This is a genomic window from Nocardia farcinica, assembly GCF_001182745.1.
GTDB lineage: Bacteria > Actinomycetota > Actinomycetes > Mycobacteriales > Mycobacteriaceae > Nocardia > Nocardia farcinica.
Genome location: NZ_LN868938.1, coordinates 2,345,185 through 2,369,022, shown reverse-complemented (window position 1 = coordinate 2,369,022; position 23,838 = coordinate 2,345,185). Strand labels below are relative to the sequence as shown.

Genomic DNA, 23,838 nt, shown 5'->3' with positions numbered 1-23,838 from the left:
CTGCGATCACCGGGGCCCATGCTCGAATTCCTGCGCGGGCGTGACGTGCTCGTCGCCGGCTGGGGCATCTCCGGGCGCTCGCTGGTCGAGCCGTTGCGCGACATCGGCGCGCATCCCGTCGTCACCGACAGCGGCGCGAAGGCGCTGGCCGAGGCCGCCGAACTCGGCCTGGAGGTGGCCACCTCGGTCGAGCTCGAGAGCGCCGACCTGAGCCGGTTCGCGCTGGTCATCACCAGCCCGGGCTGGCGGCCGGACTCGCCGGTGTTGGTCTCGGCGGTCACCGAGGGCATCCCGGTCTGGGGCGATGTCGAGTTCGCCTGGTGGGTGGACCAGGCCCGCATCTACGGGCCGGTGCGCAAGTGGCTGGTCGTCACCGGCACCAACGGCAAGACCACCACCACCCAGATGACGCACGCCATCCTGCGCGCGGCGGGGATCGCGAGCGTCGCCTGCGGCAACATCGGGTTGCCGATCCTGGACGCGCTGCGCCGCAACCCCGGTCCGCAGGTGCTGGCGGTGGAACTGTCGAGCTTCCAGCTGCACTGGGCTCCCTCGGTGCGCCCGGAGGCGGGCGTGGTGCTCAACGTCGCCGAGGACCATCTGGACTGGCACGGTGGGCTGGACGCCTACGCCGCGGCCAAGGCCAGGGCGCTGGTCGGACGGATCGGCGTGGTCGGCCTGGACGATCCGGTGGCCGCGGCGCTGGCCCGGCGCTCCAAGGCCCGGCGCACGGTCGGCTTCCGGGTCGGTGTGCCCGCCGACGGCGAGCTGGGCGTGGTGGACGGCAAACTGCTCGACCGCGCGTTCACCAAGGCCGCGATCCTGGCCGAGGTGGGCGACATCAGCCCGCCCGGGCCCGCCGGTGTCGCCGACGCGCTGGCCGCCGCCGCGCTGACCAGGGCCATCGACGTCGCGCCGCAGTTCGTCAAGGAGGGCCTGCAGGAGCACAAGGTGGGCCCGCACCGGGCGGCGTTCGTGCGGGAGGTGGCCGGTGTCGAGTTCATCGACGACTCCAAGGCCACCAACCCGCACGCGGCCCGCTCCTCGATCCTGGCCCACCCGCACGTGGTCTGGATCGCGGGCGGCCGGCTCAAGGGCGCGGCCGTGGAGGACCTGGTGGAGGAGGTCGCCGACCGGCTGGTCGCCGCCGTGCTGATCGGCGTCGACGCGCCGGTGATCGCGGCCGCGTTGGCGCGACACGCGCCCGAGGTCCCCGTGGTCGAGGTGCGCGCGGGTGACGATGCAGTGATGGCCGACGACCCGCTCCGCCCCGACGAGGCCGACGCCGTGATGGCGGCGGCCGTGCGCACGGCCGCCGGGTACGCCCGCGCGGGCGACACCGTGCTGCTCGCGCCCGCGGCCGCCTCGCTGGACATGTTCGCCGATTACACCCACCGTGGACGCAGCTTCGCCGACGCGGTGCACGCGCTGGAAGACGGTGACATCGGGCGGCAGCCGTGACCGCGCCCGCCCGGCGGGCGCTGCGCCGCGGCAAGTCCGACACCGGCAAGCAGGCGCGCGCGGCCCGGCCGGCGGGCGCCCGTGCTCCCGCGGTGACCCGGTTCCTCACCTGGATGGCGCGTCCGCTGGCCTCGTTCCACCTGATCGTCACCATCGCCACGTTGCTCACGGTGCTCGGTCTGGTGATGGTGCTCTCGGCCTCCAGCGTGGAGGCCTACGCCGAGGGCGGCTCGGCCTATTCGCTGTTCGTGCAGCAGACCATGTTCGCCGCGATCGGCTGCGTGCTGTTCTATCTGGCGCTGCGCATCCCGATCCGGCGGTTGCGGCAGTGGTCGTTCCCGCTGTTCGCGCTGTCGGTGCTCGCGCTGTTCCTGGTGCTGATCCCGGGGATCGGCACCGAGGTGCAGGGTTCGCGGCGCTGGATCGATCTGGGCCCGGTCTCGGTGCAGCCCTCGGAGATCGTGAAGGTGACGCTGGTGGTGTGGGGCGCGCACCTGCTGGCCTCCCGGCGCAGCGAACAGGCGCCGCTCAAGGACATCCTGGTGCCGCTGGTGCCCGCGGGCATGCTGGTCTGCCTGCTCGTGGTGCTCGAGCCCAACCTGTCGACCACGATCGCCCTCGGCATCGTGCTCGCCGCGCTGCTGTGGTTCGGTGGGCTGCCGGTGCGGTTGTTCGTCACCATCGCCATCTCCGGCATCGTCGCCGCGGCCGTGCTGGCCCTGTCGGCGGGGTACCGCTCCGACCGCATGCGCGCCTTCTTCAATCCCGGCGAGGATCCGCAGGGCATCGGCTACCAGGCCCGCCAGGCGCTGTACTCGCTGGCCGACGGCGGGATCTGGGGTCGCGGGCTCGGCCAGAGCCGCGCCAAATGGAGCTACCTGCCCAACTCGCACAACGACTTCATCTTCGCCATCATCGGCGAGGAACTCGGGTTCCTCGGCTGTGCGCTGGTGCTCGGCCTGTTCGCGCTGTTCGTCTACACCGGCCTGCGCATCGCGGCCCGCTCGGTGGACCCGTTCCTGCGGCTGCTGGTCGCCACGGCCACCACCTGGATCACCGCGCAGGCGCTGATCAACGTCGGATACGTCGTCGGCCTGCTGCCGGTGACCGGCCTGCAGCTGCCGCTGGTCTCGGCGGGCGGCTCGTCGCTGGCGATCACGCTGTTCATGTTCGGCATCATTGCCAACGCCGCCCGACACGAACCCGAGGCGGTGGCGGCCTTGCAGGCCGGGCAGGACGGGCGGTTCAGCCGGTTGCTGCGCCTGCCCAAGCCCGAGCCGTATTCGCCGGCCAAGGCCGAGGCCGCGCGCGCCCGCTCGGCCGCCCGGCGTGGTGAGCGTGGTCGCGGCGAGGGTGCGCGGCCCCGGCCGGGCGAGCGCTCCCGCCAGCCCGCGCCGCGGCGGCGCCGCGCGGGGGAGAGCCGCGGCACCAGCTCGGCGCGCGCGACCAGAGCCTGGGAGCCGACCTATCCGATGCCACACGCGAGAGAACGGGGAAGATACAGGTGAGTGACGGGCGACGCGCACGACGGGCCCGGTGGAGGAGTACGAGGTGACCACGAAGGATTCCGGTTCCGGGCTCTCGGTGATCGTCGCGGGCGGTGGCACGGCAGGGCACATCGAACCGGCACTCGCGGTCGCCGACGCGCTGCGGCGGCTCGACCCCGCCATCCGGGTGACGGCACTGGGCACCGAACGGGGGCTGGAGACCCGGCTCGTGCCCGAGCGCGGGTATCCGCTCGAGCTGATCCCGCCGGTGCCGTTGCCGCGCAAGCCGACCGCCGACCTGCTGCGGCTGCCCGCCCGGGTGCGCGCCTCGGTGCGGCGCACCCGCGCGGTGATCGACGCCGTGCAGGCCGACGTGATCATCGGTTTCGGCGGCTACGTCGCGCTGCCGGCCTACCTGGCGGCGGGCCGCGGTGTGCTGCGCCGTCGCCGCGCGGTGCCGGTGATCGTGCACGAGGCCAACGCGAAGGCGGGCATCGCCAACAAGATCGGCGCCAGGGTGGCGCGCGCGGTGCTGGCCGCGGTGCCGGATTCGGGGTTGCCCGGTGCCGAGGTGGTGGGCATCCCGGTGCGCGAATCCATCACCGCGCTGGACCGGACCGCGCTGCGCGCCGAGGCCCGTGCGCACTTCGGGCTGCCCGATGCGGGCCCGGTGCTGCTGGTGTTCGGCGGCTCGCAGGGCGCGCGCAGCCTGAACGAGGCGATCGCGGGAGCCGCGCCGCAGCTGGCGGCGGCGGGGATCTCGGTGCTGCACGCGCACGGCCCGAAGAACACCCTGGACGTGCCCGAAACCGGTGGTACGGCACGCTATGTCGCGGTGCCGTACCTGTCGCGGATGGATCTGGCCTACGCCGCCGCCGACGCGGTGGTGTGCCGCTCGGGAGCGATGACGGTGGCCGAGGTCTCGGCGGTCGGCCTGCCCGCGTTCTACGTGCCGCTGCCGCACGGCAACGGCGAGCAGGAGTTCAACGCCCGTCCGATCGTCGCGCAGGGCGGTGGCAGAATTGTCCCCGACTCGGAACTGACCCCGAAATACGTGATCGACGAGGTGATACCGCTGCTGCTGGACCGAACCCGGCTGACCGAGATGGGCCGCGCCGCCGCCGGTGCGGGACACCGCGACGCCGCCGACGAGGTGGCGCGCATCGCCGTGCGGGTGGCGCGATGAACGACATCGCCGCGGGCACCGAGCAGCGGTCGGCGCTGCCGCCGGAGCTGCGGCGCGTGCACATGGTCGGCATCGGCGGTGCCGGTATGTCCGGCATCGCGCGGATCCTGTTGTCGCGCGGCGGCGAGGTCTCCGGCTCCGACGCGAAGGAGAGCCGCGGCGTGCTGGCGCTGCGGGCCCGCGGCGCGCAGGTCCGCATCGGCCACGACGCGGGCGCGCTCGACCTGCTGCCCGGCGGTCCGACCGCGGTGGTCACCACCTACGCGGCGATCCCCAAGACGAATCCGGAACTGGTGGAGGCGCAGCGCCGCGACATCCCGGTGCTGCTGCGTCCGGCGGTGCTGGCCTCGCTGATGCGCGGGCACCGCACCCTGCTGGTGTCGGGCACGCACGGCAAGACCTCCACCACCTCGATGCTCATCGTGGCCTTGCAGCACTGCGGTTTCGACCCGTCCTTCGCGGTCGGCGGTGAGCTGAACGAGGCGGGCACCAACGCCCACCACGGCACCGGCGAGATCTTCGTGGCCGAGGCCGACGAGAGCGACGGCTCGCTGCTGCAGTACGACCCGGACGTCGCCGTGGTCACCAACATCGAGTCCGACCACCTGGACTTCTTCGGCTCCGACGCCGCCTACACCCAGGTGTTCGACGATTTCGCCGACCGGCTCGCCGCGGGCGGACTGCTGGTGGTGTGCCTGGACGATCCGGGTTCGCGGGCGCTGGCCGAACGGGTCGGCGCGCGGCTGGCCGAGCGCGGTGTGCGGGTACTCGGTTACGGCTCCGGCGAACTCGCCGACGCGCCGGTCCCGGTCGGGGTGCGCCTGCACAGCTGGGAGCCGCGCGACGTGGGTGGGGTCGCCCAGTTCCAGCTCGGCGACGAACCCGCCCCGCGCACGCTGCGGTTGTCGGTGCCGGGCAGGCACATGGCGCTCAACGCGCTGGCCGCGCTGCTGGCCGCCCGCGCCGCGGGCGCCGACCTGGACGAGATCATCCAGGGGCTGGAGGGCTTCGGCGGCGTGCATCGCCGGTTCCAGTTCGTCGGCCGGGAGAACGGCGTGCGGGTCTTCGACGACTACGCCCACCATCCCACCGAGGTGCGGGCGGTGCTCGGCGCCGCCGCCGCGCTGGTCGAGCAGGAGGCTCGCGACGGGGCCCGCTCCCGGCAGGGCCGGGTGATCGTGGTCTTCCAGCCGCACCTCTACAGCCGCACCGCCACCTTCGCCGCCGAATTCGGCGCCGCGCTGAGCCTGGCCGACGAGGTCGTGGTGCTCGACGTGTACGGCGCACGGGAGAAGGCGATGCCCGGGGTGAACGGCGCGCTGGTGGCCCAGGCGGTCACCGCGCCGGTGCACTACCAGCCCGACATGTCGCGGGTCGGCCGTCAGGTGGCCGGGCTCGCGCTGCCGGGCGACGTGGTCATCACCATGGGCGCGGGCGACGTCACGATGCTCGGCAGCCAGATCCTCGACGGCCTACGGGCGCGGCCCCAGCACGGGCGGTGAGCGTGCGCGCGGCGGGGGAACTGCTCGGCCCGGGCGGGCTGCGCCGGGTACGGCTGTGGGCCCTGCTCGCGGTGAGCCTGTTGACCGTGCTGCTCGCGGTGGCGTGGTTCAGCCCGGTGCTCTCGGTGCGCACGGTGGACGTGGAAGGACTGCGCGCGGTGCCCGAGGACGAGGTCATGGCCCAGTTGCAGGTCCCCGAGGGCCGGTCCCTGCTGCGGGTCGACACCGACGCGATGGCCCGGCGGGTGGCCGCGCTTCCCAAGGTGGCCTCGGTGCGGATCAAGCGCGTGTATCCGCAGACGTTGCGGGTCACGGTGGTCGAGCGGGAGGCGGTGCTGTACTTCGACACCCCGCAGGGTTCGCATCTGCTCGACGGCGAGGCCGTCGAATTCGCGATCGAGCCGCCTCCGCCCGGCCTGCCCAAGCTCGTCGCCGACCACCCAGGCAGCGCCGATCCGCTGACCAGGGCCGCGGTCACCGTCGTGAACGCCGTGCCGCCCGCGTTGAAGATCCAGGTGGGCGAGGTTGTCGCGCGGTCGATTTCGGACATCTCCTTGAAACTGAAGGACGGCCGCACGGTAGTGTGGGGCGGAGCGGACGATGCCGAACGCAAGGCGGCGGTGGTGTTGCCGCTGTTGACGCGAGAGGGCACGGTGTTCGACGTTTCGAGTCCGAATCTGGTCACGGTGAAGTGATCGACACCTCGTGCGCCCGGCCGGTTTTCGGGGGTGGTGTGCCACCGGTCCGGTTGCTGCGGCCGGATCGTCCCGCGGTGAGCAACCGTCCAACCCTACGGGGTGCCCCGCCCGCGGTGAGTGGGATCGTGCAAGATTCTGTTCCTCGTTTCGGCGCGCCTGCGCCGGGATCGCGGCGGCGGCGAATAGCGTTCCGCAGCAGTCGGATACTTGACATAACGCTAACCCTATGGTTGAGGTTCAGGGTTTTCCGAAATGACAGGCTTGGATCGAAGGAAGGCGAGAGCCCATGACGCCCCCGCACAACTACCTTGCAGTGATCAAGGTCGTCGGTATCGGCGGCGGCGGCGTGAATGCCGTCAACCGGATGATCGAACAGGGACTCAAGGGAGTCGAGTTCATCGCGGTCAACACCGACGCGCAGGCGCTGCTGATGAGCGATGCCGACGTCAAGCTCGACGTCGGCCGTGAGCTCACCCGCGGTCTCGGCGCCGGCGCCGATCCCGAGGTCGGCCGCAAGGCGGCCGAGGACCACAAGGACGAGATCGAAGAGGTGCTCAAGGGCGCCGACATGGTCTTCGTCACCGCGGGCGAGGGCGGCGGCACGGGCACCGGCGGTGCGCCGGTGGTCGCCAGCATCGCGCGCAAGCTCGGCGCGCTGACCATCGGCGTGGTCACCCGGCCGTTCTCGTTCGAGGGCAAGCGCCGCGGCAACCAGGCCGAGGTCGGCATCAACATGCTGCGCGAGTCCTGCGACACGCTCATCGTCATCCCCAACGACCGCCTGCTCCAGCTCGGCGACGCCGCGGTGAGCCTGATGGACGCCTTCCGTTCCGCCGACGAGGTGCTGCTCAACGGTGTGCAGGGCATCACCGACCTGATCACCACGCCCGGCCTGATCAACGTCGACTTCGCCGACGTCAAGAGCGTGATGTCGGGCGCGGGCAGCGCCCTGATGGGCATCGGCTCGGCGCGCGGGGAGGGGCGTTCGGTCAAGGCCGCCGAGGCGGCGATCAACTCGCCGCTGCTCGAGGCGTCGATGGACGGCGCGCATGGCGTGCTGCTGTCGATCGCGGGCGGTTCGGATCTGGGCCTGTTCGAGATCAACGAGGCGGCCTCGCTGGTGCAGGAGGCCGCGCACATCGAGGCGAACATCATCTTCGGCACCGTCATCGACGATTCGCTCGGTGACGAGGTGCGGGTGACCGTCATCGCGGCCGGCTTCGACGGGGGCGGGCCGGCCCGGCGCACCTTCGACACGCCGTCGCACACCCGGGGTGGCACCATCGGCGCGGGACGTGCGGGGGAGATCAGCAACCGCGGCAGCGAGCTGCCCCCGTCGCGGGCCACCGAGAGCGCGTCGTCGGCGAACGCCTCGACCGGCTCCACCCGGGGCGCGGTGCCGAACTATCGCGACAGCGAGCGGGCCCGCCTGGCCGAGCCGACCGTCGCGCACAACAGCCGCTCCCATATCCAGGACCCCGATCCCGACGACGACGTCGACGTGCCCGATTTCATGCGTCGCTGACGCCGCGGCCGCGGTGCGGGCACCGGCGCCGGTGGCGTGCCCGCGGCCGAATCATGCGACCGACCAGCATGATTCATCGGGTGCCGCGGCAGCGCGCCGCCGCACTCGCGCGGTGCTATTACGCTCGGACGCATGACAGTTGCCTCCACGCTCACCGTCCGCCGGGTCACCACCACGCGGGCGGGCGGCTTCTCGGCGCCGCCCTACGACTCGTTCAATCTCGGCGACCACGTGGGCGACGATCCGGCCGCCGTCCGGCGCAACCGCGTCCGGCTGGCCGAGGGGATCGGCCTGGCCCCCGAGCGACTGGTGTGGATGGAGCAGATCCACGGCCGCAACGTCGAGGTGGTCGACGGTCCGCGCGACGAGCCGGTGCCCGCCACCGACGCGCTGGTGACCACCGTGCCCGATCTGGCGCTGGTGGTGCTGAGCGCCGACTGTGTGCCGATCCTGCTCTCCGACGACGAGGCAGGCGTCATCGCGGCCGTGCACGCGGGCCGCATCGGCGCCCGCATCGGCATCGTCCCGCGGGTGCTCGAGGTGATGATCGCCCAGGGCGCCCGGCCCGAGCGGATCGGCGCCTTCCTCGGCCCGGCCGCCTCCGGCCGCCACTACGAGGTGCCCGCCGCCATGCGCGACGACGTCGAGGCCCATCTGCCCGGCAGCGCCACCACCACCGTGCGCGGCACCCCCGGCCTCGACCTGCGCGCGGGCATCCGCAGGCAGCTCACCGAGGCGGGCGTCGGCGCGGTCGCGGTCGATCCGCGCTGCACCATCGAGGACAAGACGTTGTTCAGTCACCGACGCGGCGCTCCCACGGGCAGGCTGGCCGGGGTCATCTGGATGGACACCCGCGCGGGCGTGTGAACCGCGGCGGCCGGGGTATCCACGACGTCGAGCCGGGAGGTTGGGGAAAGGTGCAGGGTGTGAGTGGAGCGGCGGGGACGCCGGTCGCCGACGCGGTCGCCGCGCGCGCCGCGGAGCTGTCGGCGAATCTGGACGCGCTGCTGGCGCGCATCGAGGCGGCCTGCCGAGCGAGCGGTCGCGCGCCGGACTCGGTCCGGATGCTGCCGGTGACGAAGTTCTTCCCGGCCCGTGACGTGGCGATCCTCTACGACCTCGGACTGCGCGAGTTCGGCGAGTCACGCGAGCAGGAGGCCTCGGCGAAGGTGGCCGAACTGAGCGGACTCGACGGTATCGCCTGGCACATGATCGGCCGGTTGCAGCGCAACAAGGCGAAGGTGGTCGCCCGGTGGGCGCACACCGTGCATTCGGTGGACAGCGAACGTCTGGCAACGGCTCTTGACAGGGGTGCGTGCGCCGCGCTGGCCGCGGGCGAGCGCGCCGAACCGGTGCGGGTGCTGGTGCAGGTGAGCCTGGACGCCGATCCGGCCCGGGGCGGCGTCGTGCCCGCCGAGCTGGACGCGCTGGCCGACCGGATCGCCGCCGCGGAAGGACTGCAGCTCGCGGGCCTGATGGCCATTCCGCCGCTGGACGCCGAGCCCGATAGCGCGTTCGCCCTTCTCGAGACCTTGCACACGCGGATCCTGGCGCGCCACCCCGGTGCGCGGGAGCTTTCCGCAGGAATGTCCGGGGATCTGGAATCCGCGATCGCACACGGTTCCACGTGTGTGCGTGTCGGTACCGCCTTGATGGGTGCGCGACCGATAACCTCGGGCTAGCAAAGAAACCTCATCAGTCACATATGACACATAAGATTGGGACGGACGAGGGGCTGAGCAAGACTTCAACACCCGGCCGCCACCGGGGCCGAAGGAAGGTCGACCAGATGAGCACGCTGCACAAGTTCAAGGCGTACTTCGGCATGGTTCCGCTCGAGGATTACGAAGACGACTACGTCGACGACCGCGCACCCCGCGCGAGCGAGCGCGGTGGCGCGCGCGGACCCCGTCCGTACTCCGAGCGCGCCGGCTACGGCGCCGATCGCTACGGCGAAGATCGTTACAGCGCCGACCGTTTCGGACCCGAGCGGTTCGGCGCCGAGCGCTTCGGCCCCGACCGGTTCGGTGCCGACCGGTTCGACGAGGACGCCGACTACCCGGAGCCCGCCTACAAGTCCTACAAGTCCGGCTACCCCGTCGCCCGCCGCGACGACTACCCGGAGGACGCCTACGGCGAGGACCGCTACGAGGCGCCGCGGCGCCCCACCCGCATCGATGCCGCGCCCTCCTCGGGCCGGTTCCGTGCCGGTGGTGGCGCGCCGATGTTGCGGGGAGCCACCAGGGGTGCGCTCGCCGTCGATCCCGAGGCCGAGGAGCGCAGGCTCGAGGAGCGGATGCGCCCCGAGCCGGTGGTGGCTCGCAGGCCGGGGATCTTCGAGGACGGAGGTCCGTTGTCCAAGATCACGACGTTGCGCCCGCGGGACTACAGCGAGGCCAGGATCATCGGCGAGCGGTTCCGCGAGGGCAACCCGGTGATCATGGACCTGGTCGAGCTGAGCAACGCCGACGCCAAGCGGCTGGTCGACTTCGCCGCGGGCCTGGCGTTCGCGCTGCGTGGCTCGTTCGACAAGGTGGCCACCAAGGTGTTCCTGCTCTCACCGGCCGATGTGGACGTCTCGGCCGAGGAGCGCCGCAGGATCGCCGAAACGGGCTTCTACAACCAGAAATAGTCCTGTGATCCGGGGGGAGTGGTGAGCGTGTCCGGTCTCCGGCGGTGTGGTCATTTTGCGCGACGCCGATTTTCGGGCAGAGTGGCATGGTGGCCTTGTTCGCGGTGCTGTACTTCGTACTGTTCATCTTCTGGCTGTTGCTGATCAGCCGGGTGATCGTCGAGTTCATCCGTAGCTTCGCCAGGGACTGGCGGCCGACCGGCGTCGTCGTCGTCGTCCTCGAGGTGATCTTCACGATCACCGACCCTCCGGTGAAACTCCTGAGGCGCTTGATACCACCGGTGTCTCTGGGAGGAATTCGCCTGGATCTGTCGATAATGGTCCTGCTATTCATCGTCTTCATCCTGATGTCGATCGTCAGCAGGCTCGGCCAACCGGTAGCTCCGGTGTGACAGAATGGGCCAAGATACCTTGCTAGATCTGCTAGATCTCCAAAAGACGCGTGAAGGGATCCTTCCATGCCGCTGACCCCAGCCGATGTGCACAACGTCGCGTTCAGCAAACCGCCGATCGGGAAGCGCGGCTACAACGAGGACGAGGTCGACGCCTTCCTCGACCTGGTCGAACAGGAGCTCTCGCGTCTGATCGAGGAGAACGCCGATCTGCGGCAGCGGGTCGCCGAGCTGGACGCCGAGCTGGCGGACGCCAAGAAGAACCGCCCGGCCGGTCCCGCGACGGTGAAGGCCCCGGTCCCGCAGCCCCAGCCGCAGCCGGAGCCCATCAAGCCGCCGGTGCCCGCCGCGCCGCCCGCGCCCGTCGCCGCCGCCCCGGCCAAGGACACCTCGGCCGACGCCAACCTGCAGGCCGCCAAGGTGCTGAGCCTGGCCCAGGAGATGGCCGACCGCCTCACCAGCGACGCCAAGTCCGAGGCCGAGAACCTGCTCTCCAACGCGCGAGCGAACTCCGAGCGACTCGTCACCGACGCCAGGACCCGCTCGGAGGCGATGATCGCCGACGCCCGCCAGAAGGCCGACGCGATGCTGTCGGACGCGCAGACCCGCTCGGACAACCAGCTGCGCCAGGCCAAGGAGAAGGCCGAGGCGCTGCAGGCCGACGCCGAGCGCAAGCACACCGAGATCATGGCGACCATCACCCAGCAGCGCAGCGTGCTGGAGAGCCGGATCGAGCAGCTCAAGACCTTCGAGCGCGAGTACCGCGTGCGGCTGAAGTCCTACCTGGAGTCCCAGCTCGAGGAGCTGGAGAACCGCGGTTCGGCGGTTCCGGTGGACGGCGGCGACGCCTTCGCCGACAGCGGCACCGGCACCAACCTGGCCCCCGCCTCCTTCGCCAAGGGCGGCAAGTAGCGCCCTCGGTACGGGGGTGGCGGTCGGCGCAGGCACGCGCCTGGGATACCTGAGGGGTCCGCATGCTCGTCGTGACGCTCGTCCTCGCCGCGATCGGCTTCGCACTGCTGGTGACCGCGCTGACCACCGGGTCGGTGATCTGGGCGTGGGGCTGCATCGTGGTCTGCGTCATCGGGGCGGTGCTGCTGCTGGTGAGCGCGCTGCGAAGACCCGAAAGCGAGTCGCCACCGCCGCCGGGGCGGCACGCCAGACGCTAGGCGGACCGGCGCGATATCGAGTTGACCGCGCTGGCTAGAATCGAGAGAGACGGCGACGATCCGGCCATCACCGGGGAGCCTTCGGAAGAACGGCGCCACCGCCCGCGGCGGCGCTCAGTAGAACCGAACGGGTGAGCCCGTCACAGCTCGCAACGAGAGGTCCGGTGCGTCCGACGCCGGACAAACGGGGTGGTACCGCGGTTTCGGCGCACCGGGCGCCGAGGTCGTCCCCGTGCCCACACAGACACGCGCCCTGCGGCGCGGTGGCACGAGGAGACGCATCCGCGATGGCGGACGACAGCAACAGCGCATACCCCCGCGTCGACTACGGCGCGGGTTCCGGGGCGGCGTTCCCCGATCTGGAGCGCCGCGTGCTCGAGGCATGGGCGGCCGACGACACCTTCCGTGCCAGCATCGAGAACCGTTCCGGCGCAGCGGAGTTCGTCTTCTACGACGGCCCGCCGTTCGCCAACGGGCTGCCGCATTACGGGCATTTGCTCACCGGATACGTCAAGGATGTGATCCCGCGTTTCCAGACGATGCGCGGCAAGCGCGTCGACCGGCGCTTCGGCTGGGATTGTCACGGCCTGCCCGCGGAAATCGAAGCGGAAAAGCAGCTCGGTATCACGGACAAATCACAGATCGACGCGATGGGGCTGGCCGAATTCAACGCCGCCTGTAAGTCGTCGGTGCTGCGCTACACCGGGGAATGGCGCGACTACGTCACCCGGCAGGCCCGCTGGGTCGATTTCGACAACGATTACAAGACGCTCGATCTCGACTTCATGGAGTCGGTGATGTGGGCGTTCAAGTCGCTCTACGACAAGGGCCTGATCTACCAGGGTTTCCGGGTGCTGCCCTACAGCTGGTACGAGCAGACGCCGCTGTCGAACCAGGAGACCCGCCTCGACGACGCGTACAAGATGCGCCAGGACCCCGCCGTCACGGTGGACATGGTGCTGAGCGTGCCCGGCGAGCATCCGCTGCGCGAGCTGGACGGCGCGAACGCGCTGATCTGGACCACCACGCCGTGGACGCTGCCGTCCAACCTGGCGATCGCGGTGCACCCCGACGTGCGCTACGTGCACCTGCGCGCCGCCGACGGCACGCGGTATGTGCTGGCGGCCGAACGGGTTTCGCACTACAGCCGGGAGTTCGGCGAGGACGCCACCGTGCTCGCCGAGTTCGAGGGCGCGGCGCTGGTCGGGTTGTCCTACCGCCCGCCGTTCGACTTCTTCCTCGGCCATCCGAACGCGCACCGGGTGCTCGCCGCCGACTACGTCACCACCGACTCCGGCACCGGCGTCGTGCACATGGCCCCCGCCTTCGGTGAGGAGGACATGGAGGTCTGCTCGGCCAACGACATCGAGCTGGTGCAGCCGCTGGACCCGGGTGGCCGGTTCACCTCGATGGTGCCGCCGTACGAGGGCCTGATGGTCTTCGACGCCAACCCGGTGATCATCAAGGATCTCAAGGCCGCCGGAAAGCTGTTGCGGCACGAGACCATCGAGCACTCCTACCCGCACAGCTGGCGCTCGGGCCAGCCGCTGATCTACATGGCGGTGCCCTCCTGGTTCGTCGCGGTCACCAAGTTCCGCGACCGGATGGTGGAGCTGAACAAGCAGATCACCTGGGTGCCCGAGCACATCCGCGACGGCCAGTTCGGCAAGTGGCTCGAGGGCGCGCGCGACTGGAACATCAGCCGTAACCGCTACTGGGGCAGCCCGATCCCGGTCTGGGTCTCCGACGATCCGGCCTACCCGCGGGTGGACGTGTACGGCTCGCTGGACGAGCTCGAGCGCGATTTCGGCGTGCGCCCGACCGACCTGCACCGTCCGGCCATCGATCAGCTGACCCGGCCGAACCCGGACGATCCGACCGGACGGTCGATGATGCGCCGGGTGCCGGAGGTGCTGGACTGCTGGTTCGAATCGGGTTCGATGCCCTACGCCCAGGTGCATTACCCGTTCGAGAACAAGGAGTGGTTCGACTCCCATTTCCCGGGCGATTTCATCGTCGAATACAACGGGCAGACCCGCGGCTGGTTCTACACCCTGCACGTGCTCGCCACCGCGTTGTTCGACAGCCCGGCGTTCAAAACCGTTGCCGCGCACGGCATCGTGCTCGGTGACGACGGGCTGAAGATGAGCAAGTCCAAGGGCAACTACCCGGACGTCAACGAGGTGTTCGACCGCGACGGCTCCGATGCCATGCGGTGGTTCCTGATGAGTTCGCCGATCCTGCGCGGTGGAAATCTCATCGTCACCGAACGCGGAATCCGGGAAGGCGTCAGCCACGCGCTGCGGCCGTTGTGGAACGCGTGGACCTTCCTGCAGCTGTACGCCTCGAAGCCGGGCGAATGGCGCACGGATTCCACGCACGTGCTCGACCGCTACATCCTGGCGAAGCTGGCGCAAACGCGCGACGGGATGACCGAGGCGCTCGAGGTCTACGACATCGCCGGGGCGTGTGAGGAATTGCGCACGTTCGCCGACGCGCTGACCAACTGGTATGTGCGGCGCTCGCGCAGCCGGTTCTGGAGCGAGGACCGCGACGCGGTGGACACTCTGCACACCGTCCTCGAGGTCGCGACCCGGCTGGCCGCACCGTTGCTGCCGTTGATCAGCGAGGTGATCTGGCGCGGGTTGACCGGTGGGCGCTCGGTGCACCTGGCCGACTGGCCCGCCGCCGCCGACCTGCCCGCCGACCCGGAGCTGGTGTCGACCATGGACGAGGTGCGCACGGTGTGCTCGACGGTGCTGAGCCTGCGCAAGGCGAAGAACCTGCGGGTGCGGCTGCCGCTGGCCGAGGTCACCATCGCCGCCCCCGATGCCGAGCGGCTGGCGCCCTACGCCGACATCGTGGCCGACGAGGTGAACGTCAAGAAGGTCGATCTGACCACCGACGTGGCCGTGCACGGCCGGTTCGAGCTGGCCGTCAACGCGCGGGCGGCGGGCCCGCGCCTGGGCAAGGACGTGCAGCGGGTCATCAAGGCGGTCAAGGCCGGTGACTGGACCGAGAGCGCCGACGGCGTGGTCAGCGCCGCCGGGATCACGCTGCTGCCCGAGGAGTACACCCAGCGCCTGGTCGCGGCCGAGCCGGAGTCCACCGCGGCCCTGCCCGGCAATGCGGGCCTGGTCGTGCTGGACTCGGTGGTCACCGAGGAACTGGAGGCCGAGGGCTGGGCCCGCGACCTCGTCCGGGAACTCCAGGAGACCCGGAAGTCGCTGGGGCTGGACGTCTCCGACCGCATCCACGTGGTGCTCGAGGTTCCCGAGGACCGGCGGTCGTGGGCGCAGACCCACCGCGACCTGATCGCGGGGGAGATCCTGGCGACCAGCCTGGAATTCGGCACGGCGGGCGAGCCGGCCGCCGAACTCGCCGGTGGCGTGCGGGCTTCGGTGAGGAAGGCGTAGGGCAGGCCCGACCCCGCGACGGTGCCTCCGCGCAGCCCGGATGCACCGCCGCGGGTTCCGGCGCCGCGCGGGCCTGCCCGGACAAGTCCCGGAGCGACCCACTTTTGTGATGTAAATCACATGCTGGATATTTGCTGATCCACTGTCGGGGCGGCGTGGACTTCGGCACAATCCCCAGTGTTGCACCTGGTGCCCATGCGGCTGCTGGTGCTTGTGTGATCGCTCGACGAGTTCTACCTGATGTGCCCCGCCACGGCCGCCGACTCTCCGGCCGCCCGGGGCGAACTGTGGTCCGCGGCGTCGTCCCGTAGGCGTGCCGGTGTCGCGGATCGACGGGTCGACAGGAGGCTGCGTGCGGATGACCCGACGGATCGAGTATCGAAAACCTCTGCGGCGCATCGCGTTCGGATTCGTGATCGCGACGGTCGCCAGCGTGTTGCTCGCCGGCGCGGGCTGGGCTGACACCGGCAGCGCATCGGGCAGCGCCGGCAGTTCCGGATCGGGCTCCGGTTCCGGATCGGGGTCCGGCTCCGGCTCGGGCAGCTCCAGCGGATCGGCCGCCCTGCCGGTGCCCAGCATCGCGGGACTCGGCGCGCTGGCGGCGGCGACCACCCAGGTGGGCAAACCCTACGAATGGGGCGGCGTCGGCCCGCACACCTGGGACTGCTCCGGACTCGTGCAGTGGGCGTTCCGGCAGGTGGGCGTGCACTTGCCGCGCACGACCTGGCAGCAGGCCGAGGTCGGCGCGGCGGTGCCGCTGCACGCGCTCTCGCCCGGCGACGTGGTGATCCTGCACGCGGACGCCTCGCACGTGGGCATCTACGCCGGATTCGGCCAGGTGCTCAACGCCTACGGCGTGGGCGTGCCGGTGGGGCTGACCCCGCTGAACCAGTTCGTCATCCACACCATCCGGCGTTTCTAGCCCAGCTCGGCCGCCAGGTTGCGCAGCAGCGGGCCGTACTCCGGATGCGCCAGGGCCGAGGCGAACTGGGCGACCAGGTAGTCGGCGGGGTTGCCGGTGTCGTACCAGCGGCCGCGGATGACCTGGCCGAAGACCGGGTTGTCGGCGGCGTGCACGTTGATCGCGTCGGTGAGGTAGACCTCGCCGGTGCGGTGCTCGTACCAGGCGGCGGTCTGGCGCCGCAGCTCCTCGATGATGCCCGGCGTCACCACGTAGCCACCGATGGCGGCGTAGCTGGACGGCGCGTCCTCGGGCTTGGGCTTCTCCCGCAGCCCGGTGATGCGCAGCAGGCCCTCGCCGTGGTCGTCGGCGACCACCGGCACGCCGTAGCGCTGCGACTCGGCCGGGTCCATCGGCATGAGCGCCAGCACGGGCGCGCCGGTGCGCTCGTAGGCCTCGATGAGCTGCTGGGCGCGCGGGGTCTCGGCGACGAACACGTCGTCGGGCCACAGCACCAGCATCGGCTCGTCGCCCATCGTGCGGGCGGCGTTGAGCACCGGGGTGCCGTTGCCGTAGGGACCGTGCTGGTCGAGGTAGGTGATGTGGCCGAGCCGGGACAGCTCGCCCACCTCCTCCACCGCGTCGGCGAAAGCGGTCTTGCCGTCGGCCCGCAGCTGGGCGACCAGCGCGGGATTGGGGCGGAAGTGGTCCTGGATCAAGGACTTCCCCCCGCTGACGACGATGGTGATGTCGGTGATGCCGGAGGCGACCAGCTCGCGCACGGTGTGCTCGATCACCGGCTTGTCGCCGACCGGCAGCATCTCCTTCGGGATGGCCTTGGTCAGCGGGAGCAGCCGGGAGCCGATGCCTGCGGCGGGGATGACGGCCTTGCGGATCTTCATGCCTCCGATCATCACATATCGCCCACCGCCGACCGCCCGCTCCCGGCCGCGCCGAGCACGGCGGACGTGACGGCTATCGGCCCTGGTCAATGCCGGTCTCGGCGGTCGCGGCGCAGGCCTGGCCCGCGGGTTCATCCCCAGCGGACCGGCAGCAAGTTCACAGCCACCACGGTGGCTCGGCCGGGTTGTCGGTGGACAGGCGTAGATTCCGGTCCGTGAGGACCGAGCGGGCGGGTGACACCGAGCACACCGCGCGGCGGTGGGTGCTGCACATCGACATGGATGCCTTCTTCGCCTCGGTCGAACAGCTGACCCGGCCCACCCTGCGCGGTCGCCCGGTGCTGGTCGGCGGTACCGGCGCGCGCGGGGTGGTGGCGGGCGCGAGCTACGAGGCCAGGGTGTACGGCGCGCGCTCGGCGATGCCGATGCACCAGGCCAAGCGGCTGGTCGGGGTGAGCGCGGTGGTGGTGCCGCCGCGCGGGGCCGTGTACGCGGAGATGAGCGGGCGGGTCTTCGAGGCGCTGCGCAGCCGCATCCCGGTGCTGGAGACGCTGTCGTTCGACGAGGCGTTCGGTGAACCGGCCGAACTCGCGGGCGCGAGCGTGGCGCGGGTGCACGAATTCTGCGCGGAGCTGCGGGCGCTGGTGCGCGAGCGCACCGGGCTCGTCGCCTCGGTCGGCGCGGGCACCGGCAAACAACTCGCCAAGATCGCCTCCGGCCTGGCCAAACCCGACGGCATCCGGGTGGTCTCCCCGGCCGAGCAGCAGCGGCTGCTCGCCGCGCTGCCGGTGCGCAAGCTGTGGGGAATCGGGCCGGTGGCCGAGGGCAGGCTGCGCACACTGGGGATCGAGACCGTCGGCGCGTTCGCCGCCCTGCCCGAGTCCGAGGCCGTGTCGCTGCTGGGCGGCAGCATCGGCGCGGCGTTGCACCGGCTGGCCCGCGGCATCGACGACCGGCCGGTCACCGAGCGCGCCGAGGCCAAGCAGATCAGCGCCGAGAACACCTACGAGACCGACATCGTCACCATGCCCGCGCTGCGCCAGGCCATCGACGCGATGGCCGCGGCGGCGCACCGGCGCCTCGGCAAGGACGGCCGGGCGGCGCGCACGGTGGTGCTCAAGCTCAAGCGCTCGGACATGAGCATCGTCACCCGCTCCTCGACCCTGCCGTACGCCACCACCGATCTGGCCGCGCTCACCGCCGCCGCCCAGCGTTCGGCCATCGACCCGGTGGAGCTGGGGCCGATCCGGCTGGTCGGCGTCGGGTACGCGGGGCTGTCGGCGGTGCGGCAGGAGTCGCTGTTCCCGGAACTGGACCGGGGCCCCGTCGACGAGGACGCCGCCGTCGAGCCCGCGGAACCGGCCGCGCCCGAACCCGTCGCCGATCCGGCCGCGGTGCGGATCTGGTATCCGGGAATGGATGTGGCACATCCGGAGTACGGCCACGGCTGGGTGCAGGGTGCCGGGCACGGGGTGGTGACCGTGCGGTTCGAGACGAGTTCGACAGGACCCGGTCCGGCGCGTACGTTCAGCGCCGACGACATCAGTCTGTCCCGGGCGGATCCGCTCGGCAGTCTGGCCTGACCGGTAGCCTGGGTCACCGGGCAGTGCTGCCGGTTCGATGTGCTGGGCTGCCTCGGTAACGACACGGACCTACTCGAACGCAAAGGACGAGCAGTTGAAGCTTCGTACGACTGGACGCATCGCGATCGCCGGCCTCGCCGTCGTCGCCTCCCTGGGTCTCACCGCGTGTGGCGGTGACGACAGCGGCAACGACGCGAAGCCGACCAAGACGACGACCAGCGCGGCGGCCACCACCACCGCGGCGAACACGCCCGCGGTGCCGACGGCGGCGGAGCTGAACACCCAGCTGCAGCGCGCGCTGGACCCGGCGGTGCCGAACTCCGAGAAGCTCGAGATGGTGCAGGGCATCGAGGCCGATCCCGAGCTGCCCTCGCGCCTGGCCCAGGCCTACAAGGACACCGGCGCCACCGTCGAGGTCACCGATGTGACCGCCTTCGGCGACACCCTCAACGCCAAGGCCAAGATCGTGCTCAACGGCCAGGAGAACATCGCCGACGTGCCGTTCGTCGCCGAGGACGGCAAGTGGAAGGTCCAGAAGGCCTGGGCCTGCACCATGCTGACCAACCTCGGCCAGCAGTCGGTCGCCTGCGCCTGACCCGTCACGCGCGGCCCGGCGACCGGTCGGGCCGCGCGCCGCGCGCCGTCTGCGGACACCGGGGTTCCCTTCTCAGCAACGACCGTTACGATCGGTCGCCGTGGCTGAGACTATGGTGCGAACGGGAGCCCCGCCCGCGGGTGAAGCGAAAACATCGGCACCGCAAGGGGTTCCGCGCTCGACCTGGGCGCGACCGGTCGCGCTGCTCGCGGCGCTGATCGGCGCGCTGTGCGCGGTGGCGGTGCCGCTGCTGCCGGTGCGCGTGGACGCCGCGACACTCACCTGGCCGCAGAACGGCGCGCCCGACAGCGTCGAGGCCCCGCTGATCGGCTACGCCCCGCTGACCTTCGACGCCACCGTGCCGTGCGCGGCGATCACCCAGCTCGGTCCCGACGGCGGCGTGCTGACCGCCACCGGCCCCAAGGGCGCGCCCGATCTCGAGCGCTACGGCTTCCTGGCCAGGGTCACCACCGCCACCGCCGACGAGCGGGCCCGCCTGGACGTGGTGCTGCGCAACAACGCCCTGTTCAGCGTCCCCGTCGAGCAACTGGCACCCGGCTGTGCACTGCGCGTGCACGCCGACGCCACCGCCGCCACCGCGGAGCTGACCGGCTACACCGGCGGTGCGAGCACCGTCCGCCTCGACGGGGACTACCGCCCGCAGCTGGTCGGCATCTACAGCGAACTCGCCACCCCCGACGGCACCGTCGTCACCGCCGAGATCGACTCCCGCTTCTCCTCCACGCCGACACCGCTCAAGCGCGCCGCCATCTGGCTGGCGCTGCTGGCCACCGCCGTGGCACTGGTGGCCCTGCACCGCATCGACCGCGAGGACGGCAGGCGCAACCGCAGGCTGCTGCCGCGGCTGCGCAGCCTCTCGGTGGTCGACGGCGTCGTGCTCGGCGTGCTGGTGCTGTGGCACTTCATCGGCGCCACCACCTCCGACGACGGCTACCAGTTCGGCATGGCGCGGGTATCCGGCGTCTCCGGCTACATGGCCAACTACTTCGCCTACTTCGGCGTGCCGGAGAACCCGATCGGCACCCCCTACTACGACCTCATCCGGATCATGACCGAGGTCAGCACGGCCAGCCCGTGGGTGCGGCTGCCCGCGCTGCTCGCCGGAATGCTGGTGTGGCTGCTGCTGAGCCGGGAGGTGGTGCCGCGGCTGGGCGTCCTGGTGCGCCACAACCGGCTGGCGCTGTGGACGGGTGCGCTGGCCTTCCTGGCCGTCTGGCTGCCCTACAACAACGGCCTGCGCCCGGAGCCCCCGGTGGCTCTCGGCCTGCTGCTGACCTGGTGCTCGATGGAGCGCGCGGTCGCCACCCGGCGGCTGCTGCCCGCGGCGGTGGCGATCCTGGTGGCCGCGTTCACCATCACCGCGGGGCCCTCCGGCGTGATCTGCCTCGCCGCGCTGCTGGCCGGCCTGCGCCCGGTGGCGCGGACGATCATGGCCCGGGTGACGGCGACGGCGAGCGGCACCCGGCAGCGGGCGCTCGGCTACGCCACCCTGCTGGCGCCGCTGGCCGCGGCGGGCGTGCTGGTGCTCGCGGTGTCCTTCGCCGACCAGCCGCTCAGCGCCGCGCTCGAGATGCAGCGGGTGCACCACGCCATCGGGCCGGACGTGCCCTGGTATCAGGAGTATCTGCGCTACCAGTACCTGTTCCAGCCCGAGGTCGACGGGTCCATCGGGCGCCGGATCGGCATCTTCCTGATGTTCGCCGCGCTGTTCGTGAGCGTGGCGGTGCTGCTGCGCCGCGGTGGGCGCATCCCGCTCACCGCGCCGGGGCCCGCCCGCAGGCTGCTCGGCACCACCGCGGGTGCGCTGCTGCTGATCATGATCACCCCGACCAAGTGGACGCACCACTTCGGCGTCTACGCCGGGCTCGCCGGCGGCGTCGCGGTGCTGGCGGCGATGGCGGTGAGCCCGCGGGTGCTGCGCGCGCCGCGCAACCGCGCGCTGTTCGCCGCCGGGATCGCGTTCCTGCTGGCGCTGGTCTTCTCCGGCACCAACGGCTGGTGGTACGTGTCCTCCTACGGCATGCCGTGGTGGGACAAGTCGCCCGCGGTGGCGGGCATCGGGCTGAACCGGATGTTCCTGGCGCTGGCCGTGCTGTTGCTGGCCGTGGCCGCGTGGTGGCATGTGCGCACACCGGATTCCGGCGTGCCGCACCGGATCTCACGCCGCCTCCGGCGGGCCTCGGCGCTGCCGCCGTTGACCCTCGCCCTCGCGCTCGCGCTGGTCTGGGACCTCGGCTCGTTCGCCAAAGCCGCGGTCGCGCAAGGGGAGTCGTTCTCGCTGGCGCGCGCCAACATCGAAGCCGTCACCGGCAAGCCGTTCGGGCTGGCCGGGCACGTGCTGGTCGAGCAGGACCCCAACCGTGGCATGCTCGAACCGCTCACCGGCGACGCGGTGACCACCCTGGCGGGCACCGGCACCGGGTTCACCCCGGCGGGTGTCGCCGAGGATCTGCGCGCCGACGCCGAGGACAACACCTCGGGCAGCATCGCCGACGCGTTGACCACCAAGACCTCCGCCGAGGACAAGGCGGGCACCGCCACCGCGGCCCTGCCGTTCGGCCTCGATCCCGCCCGGGTGCCGGTGCTGGGCAGCTACCGGTCCGGTGACAGCGGCCCGGCCGAACTCACCACCGGCTGGTACCGGCTGCCTCGCCCCGAAGACCGGGCGGGCATCATCGCGCTGAGCGCGGCGGGCCGCATCCGCTCGGTGGACGCCGACGGTGTGGTCACCCCCGGCCAGTCCGTGGAGATCGAATACGGCGTCACCGAATCCGGCGAGACCGCGCGGCCGCTGGGCCGGGTCACCCCGATCGACATCGGGCCCGCGCCGTCGTGGCGCAACCTGCGGGTGCCCTTCGCCGACATCCCCGCCCAGGCCGACGTCATCCGGATCGTCGCCGCCGACCGCGACCGCAACCCCAAACAGTGGCTGGCCGTCACCCCGCCGCGGGTGCCGCAGACCGTGACGTTGGACGAACTGGTCGGCGCCGAACAGCCCGCGCTGGTGGACTGGATGGTCGGGCTGCAGTTCCCGCACCAGCGGCCCTTCGACCACCGCCACGGCATCGCCGAGATCCCCGCCTACCGCATCCTGCCCGATCGCGGCGGCGCGGCGGTGACGAACCTGTGGCAGAGCCACGACAGCGGCGGCCCGCTGGGCTGGACCGGCATGCTGCTGCACGCGCGCACCCTGGCCACCTATCTGAACGGTGACTGGGACCGCGACTGGGGCGAACTCCAGCAGTTCACCCGCATCGACGACACCGCCGTCGCGGCCAGGCCCGACATCACCGAACGCGATCACTCCGGGCTGTGGTCGCCCGGGAACATCAACACGGCGTACTGAGACGGCACGGCGTACCGAGACCGACCGGTGACAGCCGCGCGGGACGGCTGGCACCGGTCCGAGTTCAGCCGTTCGTCGGCTGGCGGCGGTCGGCGCGCGTGATCCGCAGCGCCAGGTCCACCAGGTCCTCGCCGGTGAGCCCCGGGTAGCCGTGCAACATCGCGCGCCACTCGGCGGGCACCGCCGACGCGCCCCAGCGCGCGCCGAGCAGCCCACCCGCGATGGCGGCGGTGGTGTCGGTGTCGCCACCGGCGCGCACGCACAGCTCCAGCGCGGCGGGCAGATGCTCGGGACCGGTCGCGGGCGCGTGCGTGATCGCCCACCACGCGGTCTGCAGCGCGTGCACCACCCAGCCGTTGTTCGGAAAATGCTGTGGCGAGAGCGTTTCCGCCTCGTCCAGCAGCCGGTGCCAGGTGTCGGCGGTGTCCAGGGTCGCGACCGCGGCGCGCACGCCCTGGAAATCGCCCGCGTGCACGGCGTGCCGGATGGCCAGGGACCAGATCCGGCAGGCCTGCTCGGCCTGCGGGTCGCGGTGGGTCAGCATGCTGACCTGCCCGGCGACGCGCGCGCAGTCGGCCGCGCTGTCCAGGTGCACCAGCGCGACCGGCGCGGTGCGCATGAGCGAGCCGTTGCCGCCGGTGCGCCCCTCGATCGCCATCGACTGCCGCCACATCGCCTCGGCCGATTCCGGACGCACCGAGAGCACCTTCGCGGTCTGCACCCCGATGTCCGGCGGCTGCGAGTCGTACCAGCGCACGAAGTTGGCCGCGACCACGTCCAGGTCGAGGCCGGGCGGGTTGGTGTCGGCGGCCAGCGCGATCGCCAGCGCCATCGACGTGTCGTCGGTCCATTCGCCCGGTGCGAAATTGCCGAGCCCGCCGCCGATCATCTCGATCGGCCGGTCCGGGCCGGGATGGGTGAATTCGTACCCGGCGCCCAGCGCGTCACCGGCCGCGGTGCCCAGCAGCACGCCGGCGACTCTGTCTTCGAATTCGTTCACGATCCCCCCTGTTCGCCTGTGC

19 protein-coding genes are annotated in these 23,838 nt (G+C 71.4%); 17 read left to right on the top strand and 2 right to left on the bottom strand.

The annotated features are described in order from the left end of the window. Window positions 1-18: 18 nt before the first annotated feature. From murD to AMO33_RS11430, 14 genes are all read left to right on the top strand, one after another. A complete protein-coding gene (murD, locus tag AMO33_RS11495) occupies window positions 19-1,461 on the top strand; it encodes a UDP-N-acetylmuramoyl-L-alanine--D-glutamate ligase (protein ID WP_041560008.1) in 1,443 nt (480 codons plus the stop codon). A 113-nt stretch (window positions 1,462-1,574) separates the two neighbouring features. Beyond that, a complete protein-coding gene (gene ftsW, locus AMO33_RS11490) occupies window positions 1,575-2,969 on the top strand; it encodes a putative lipid II flippase FtsW (protein WP_050768252.1) in 1,395 nt (464 codons plus the stop codon). 28 nt (window positions 2,970-2,997) lie between these two features. Beyond that, window positions 2,998-4,134, top strand: coding sequence for an undecaprenyldiphospho-muramoylpentapeptide beta-N-acetylglucosaminyltransferase (gene murG / locus AMO33_RS11485; RefSeq protein WP_170916193.1), 1,137 nt, complete (start codon window positions 2,998-3,000; stop codon window positions 4,132-4,134). After that, window positions 4,131-5,636, top strand: coding sequence for a UDP-N-acetylmuramate--L-alanine ligase (murC, locus tag AMO33_RS11480; RefSeq protein ID WP_060592530.1), 1,506 nt, complete (start codon window positions 4,131-4,133; stop codon window positions 5,634-5,636). Before murG ends, murC begins: the two co-directional genes overlap by 4 nt. Beyond that, window positions 5,633-6,331, top strand: coding sequence for a cell division protein FtsQ/DivIB (locus AMO33_RS11475; RefSeq protein WP_011208299.1), 699 nt, complete (start codon window positions 5,633-5,635; stop codon window positions 6,329-6,331). Before murC ends, AMO33_RS11475 begins: the two co-directional genes overlap by 4 nt. 289 nt (window positions 6,332-6,620) lie before the next feature. Further along, on the top strand, window positions 6,621-7,859 hold the full coding sequence (ftsZ, locus tag AMO33_RS11470; RefSeq protein ID WP_060592528.1) for a cell division protein FtsZ: 1,239 nt from the start codon (window positions 6,621-6,623) through the stop codon (window positions 7,857-7,859). Between the two features lie 132 nt (window positions 7,860-7,991). Next, a complete protein-coding gene (pgeF, locus tag AMO33_RS11465) occupies window positions 7,992-8,726 on the top strand; it encodes a peptidoglycan editing factor PgeF (RefSeq protein WP_060592526.1) in 735 nt (244 codons plus the stop codon). 59 nt (window positions 8,727-8,785) lie between these two features. Continuing rightward, a complete protein-coding gene (locus AMO33_RS11460; RefSeq protein ID WP_060593436.1) occupies window positions 8,786-9,541 on the top strand; it encodes a YggS family pyridoxal phosphate-dependent enzyme in 756 nt (251 codons plus the stop codon). Between the two features lie 107 nt (window positions 9,542-9,648). Further along, entirely contained in the window at window positions 9,649-10,491 is an 843-nt protein-coding gene (locus AMO33_RS11455) for a cell division protein SepF (RefSeq protein WP_041560009.1), read from the top strand. 89 nt (window positions 10,492-10,580) lie between these two features. Then, on the top strand, window positions 10,581-10,883 hold the full coding sequence (locus tag AMO33_RS11450) for a YggT family protein (RefSeq protein ID WP_041560822.1): 303 nt from the start codon (window positions 10,581-10,583) through the stop codon (window positions 10,881-10,883). Window positions 10,884-10,949: 66 nt separating this feature from the next. Beyond that, the gene (wag31, locus tag AMO33_RS11445) at window positions 10,950-11,795 is read left to right on the top strand and encodes a DivIVA-like cell division protein Wag31 (RefSeq protein ID WP_011208305.1); all 846 of its coding nucleotides are present in this window, start codon (window positions 10,950-10,952) and stop codon (window positions 11,793-11,795) included. Window positions 11,796-11,857: 62 nt separating this feature from the next. After that, a complete protein-coding gene (locus AMO33_RS11440) occupies window positions 11,858-12,052 on the top strand; it encodes a hypothetical protein (protein WP_011208306.1) in 195 nt (64 codons plus the stop codon). 287 nt (window positions 12,053-12,339) lie between these two features. Next, window positions 12,340-15,468, top strand: a complete 3,129-nt coding sequence (gene ileS, locus AMO33_RS11435) for an isoleucine--tRNA ligase (RefSeq protein WP_060592524.1) — start codon at window positions 12,340-12,342, stop codon at window positions 15,466-15,468. Window positions 15,469-15,826: 358 nt separating this feature from the next. Continuing rightward, the gene (locus tag AMO33_RS11430; protein WP_041560010.1) at window positions 15,827-16,390 is read left to right on the top strand and encodes an NlpC/P60 family protein; all 564 of its coding nucleotides are present in this window, start codon (window positions 15,827-15,829) and stop codon (window positions 16,388-16,390) included. Here AMO33_RS11430 and AMO33_RS11425 read toward each other — a convergent pair. Next, entirely contained in the window at window positions 16,387-17,271 is an 885-nt protein-coding gene (locus tag AMO33_RS11425; protein WP_076574018.1) for a UTP--glucose-1-phosphate uridylyltransferase, read from the bottom strand. The genes AMO33_RS11430 and AMO33_RS11425 overlap by 4 nt on opposite strands. Before the next feature lie 278 nt (window positions 17,272-17,549). Here AMO33_RS11425 and AMO33_RS11420 point away from each other — a divergent pair, with 278 nt between their 5' ends. The 3 genes from AMO33_RS11420 (at window position 17,550) to AMO33_RS11410 (ending at window position 22,816) form a co-directional block, all read left to right on the top strand. Further along, on the top strand, window positions 17,550-18,854 hold the full coding sequence (locus tag AMO33_RS11420; RefSeq protein ID WP_240327549.1) for a DNA polymerase IV: 1,305 nt from the start codon (window positions 17,550-17,552) through the stop codon (window positions 18,852-18,854). Between the two features lie 37 nt (window positions 18,855-18,891). Further along, window positions 18,892-19,449, top strand: coding sequence for a hypothetical protein (locus tag AMO33_RS11415; RefSeq protein WP_011208311.1), 558 nt, complete (start codon window positions 18,892-18,894; stop codon window positions 19,447-19,449). 112 nt (window positions 19,450-19,561) lie between these two features. Continuing rightward, window positions 19,562-22,816: an arabinosyltransferase domain-containing protein gene (locus tag AMO33_RS11410; protein ID WP_060592523.1), complete on the top strand. Its 3,255-nt coding sequence runs from the start codon at window positions 19,562-19,564 to the stop codon at window positions 22,814-22,816. A gap of 64 nt (window positions 22,817-22,880) precedes the next feature. Here AMO33_RS11410 and AMO33_RS11405 read toward each other — a convergent pair whose 3' ends face one another. After that, complete coding sequence (locus AMO33_RS11405) at window positions 22,881-23,816, bottom strand: ADP-ribosylglycohydrolase family protein (protein ID WP_060592521.1); 936 nt, start codon at window positions 23,814-23,816, stop codon at window positions 22,881-22,883. Between the last annotated feature and the right edge of the window lie 22 nt (window positions 23,817-23,838).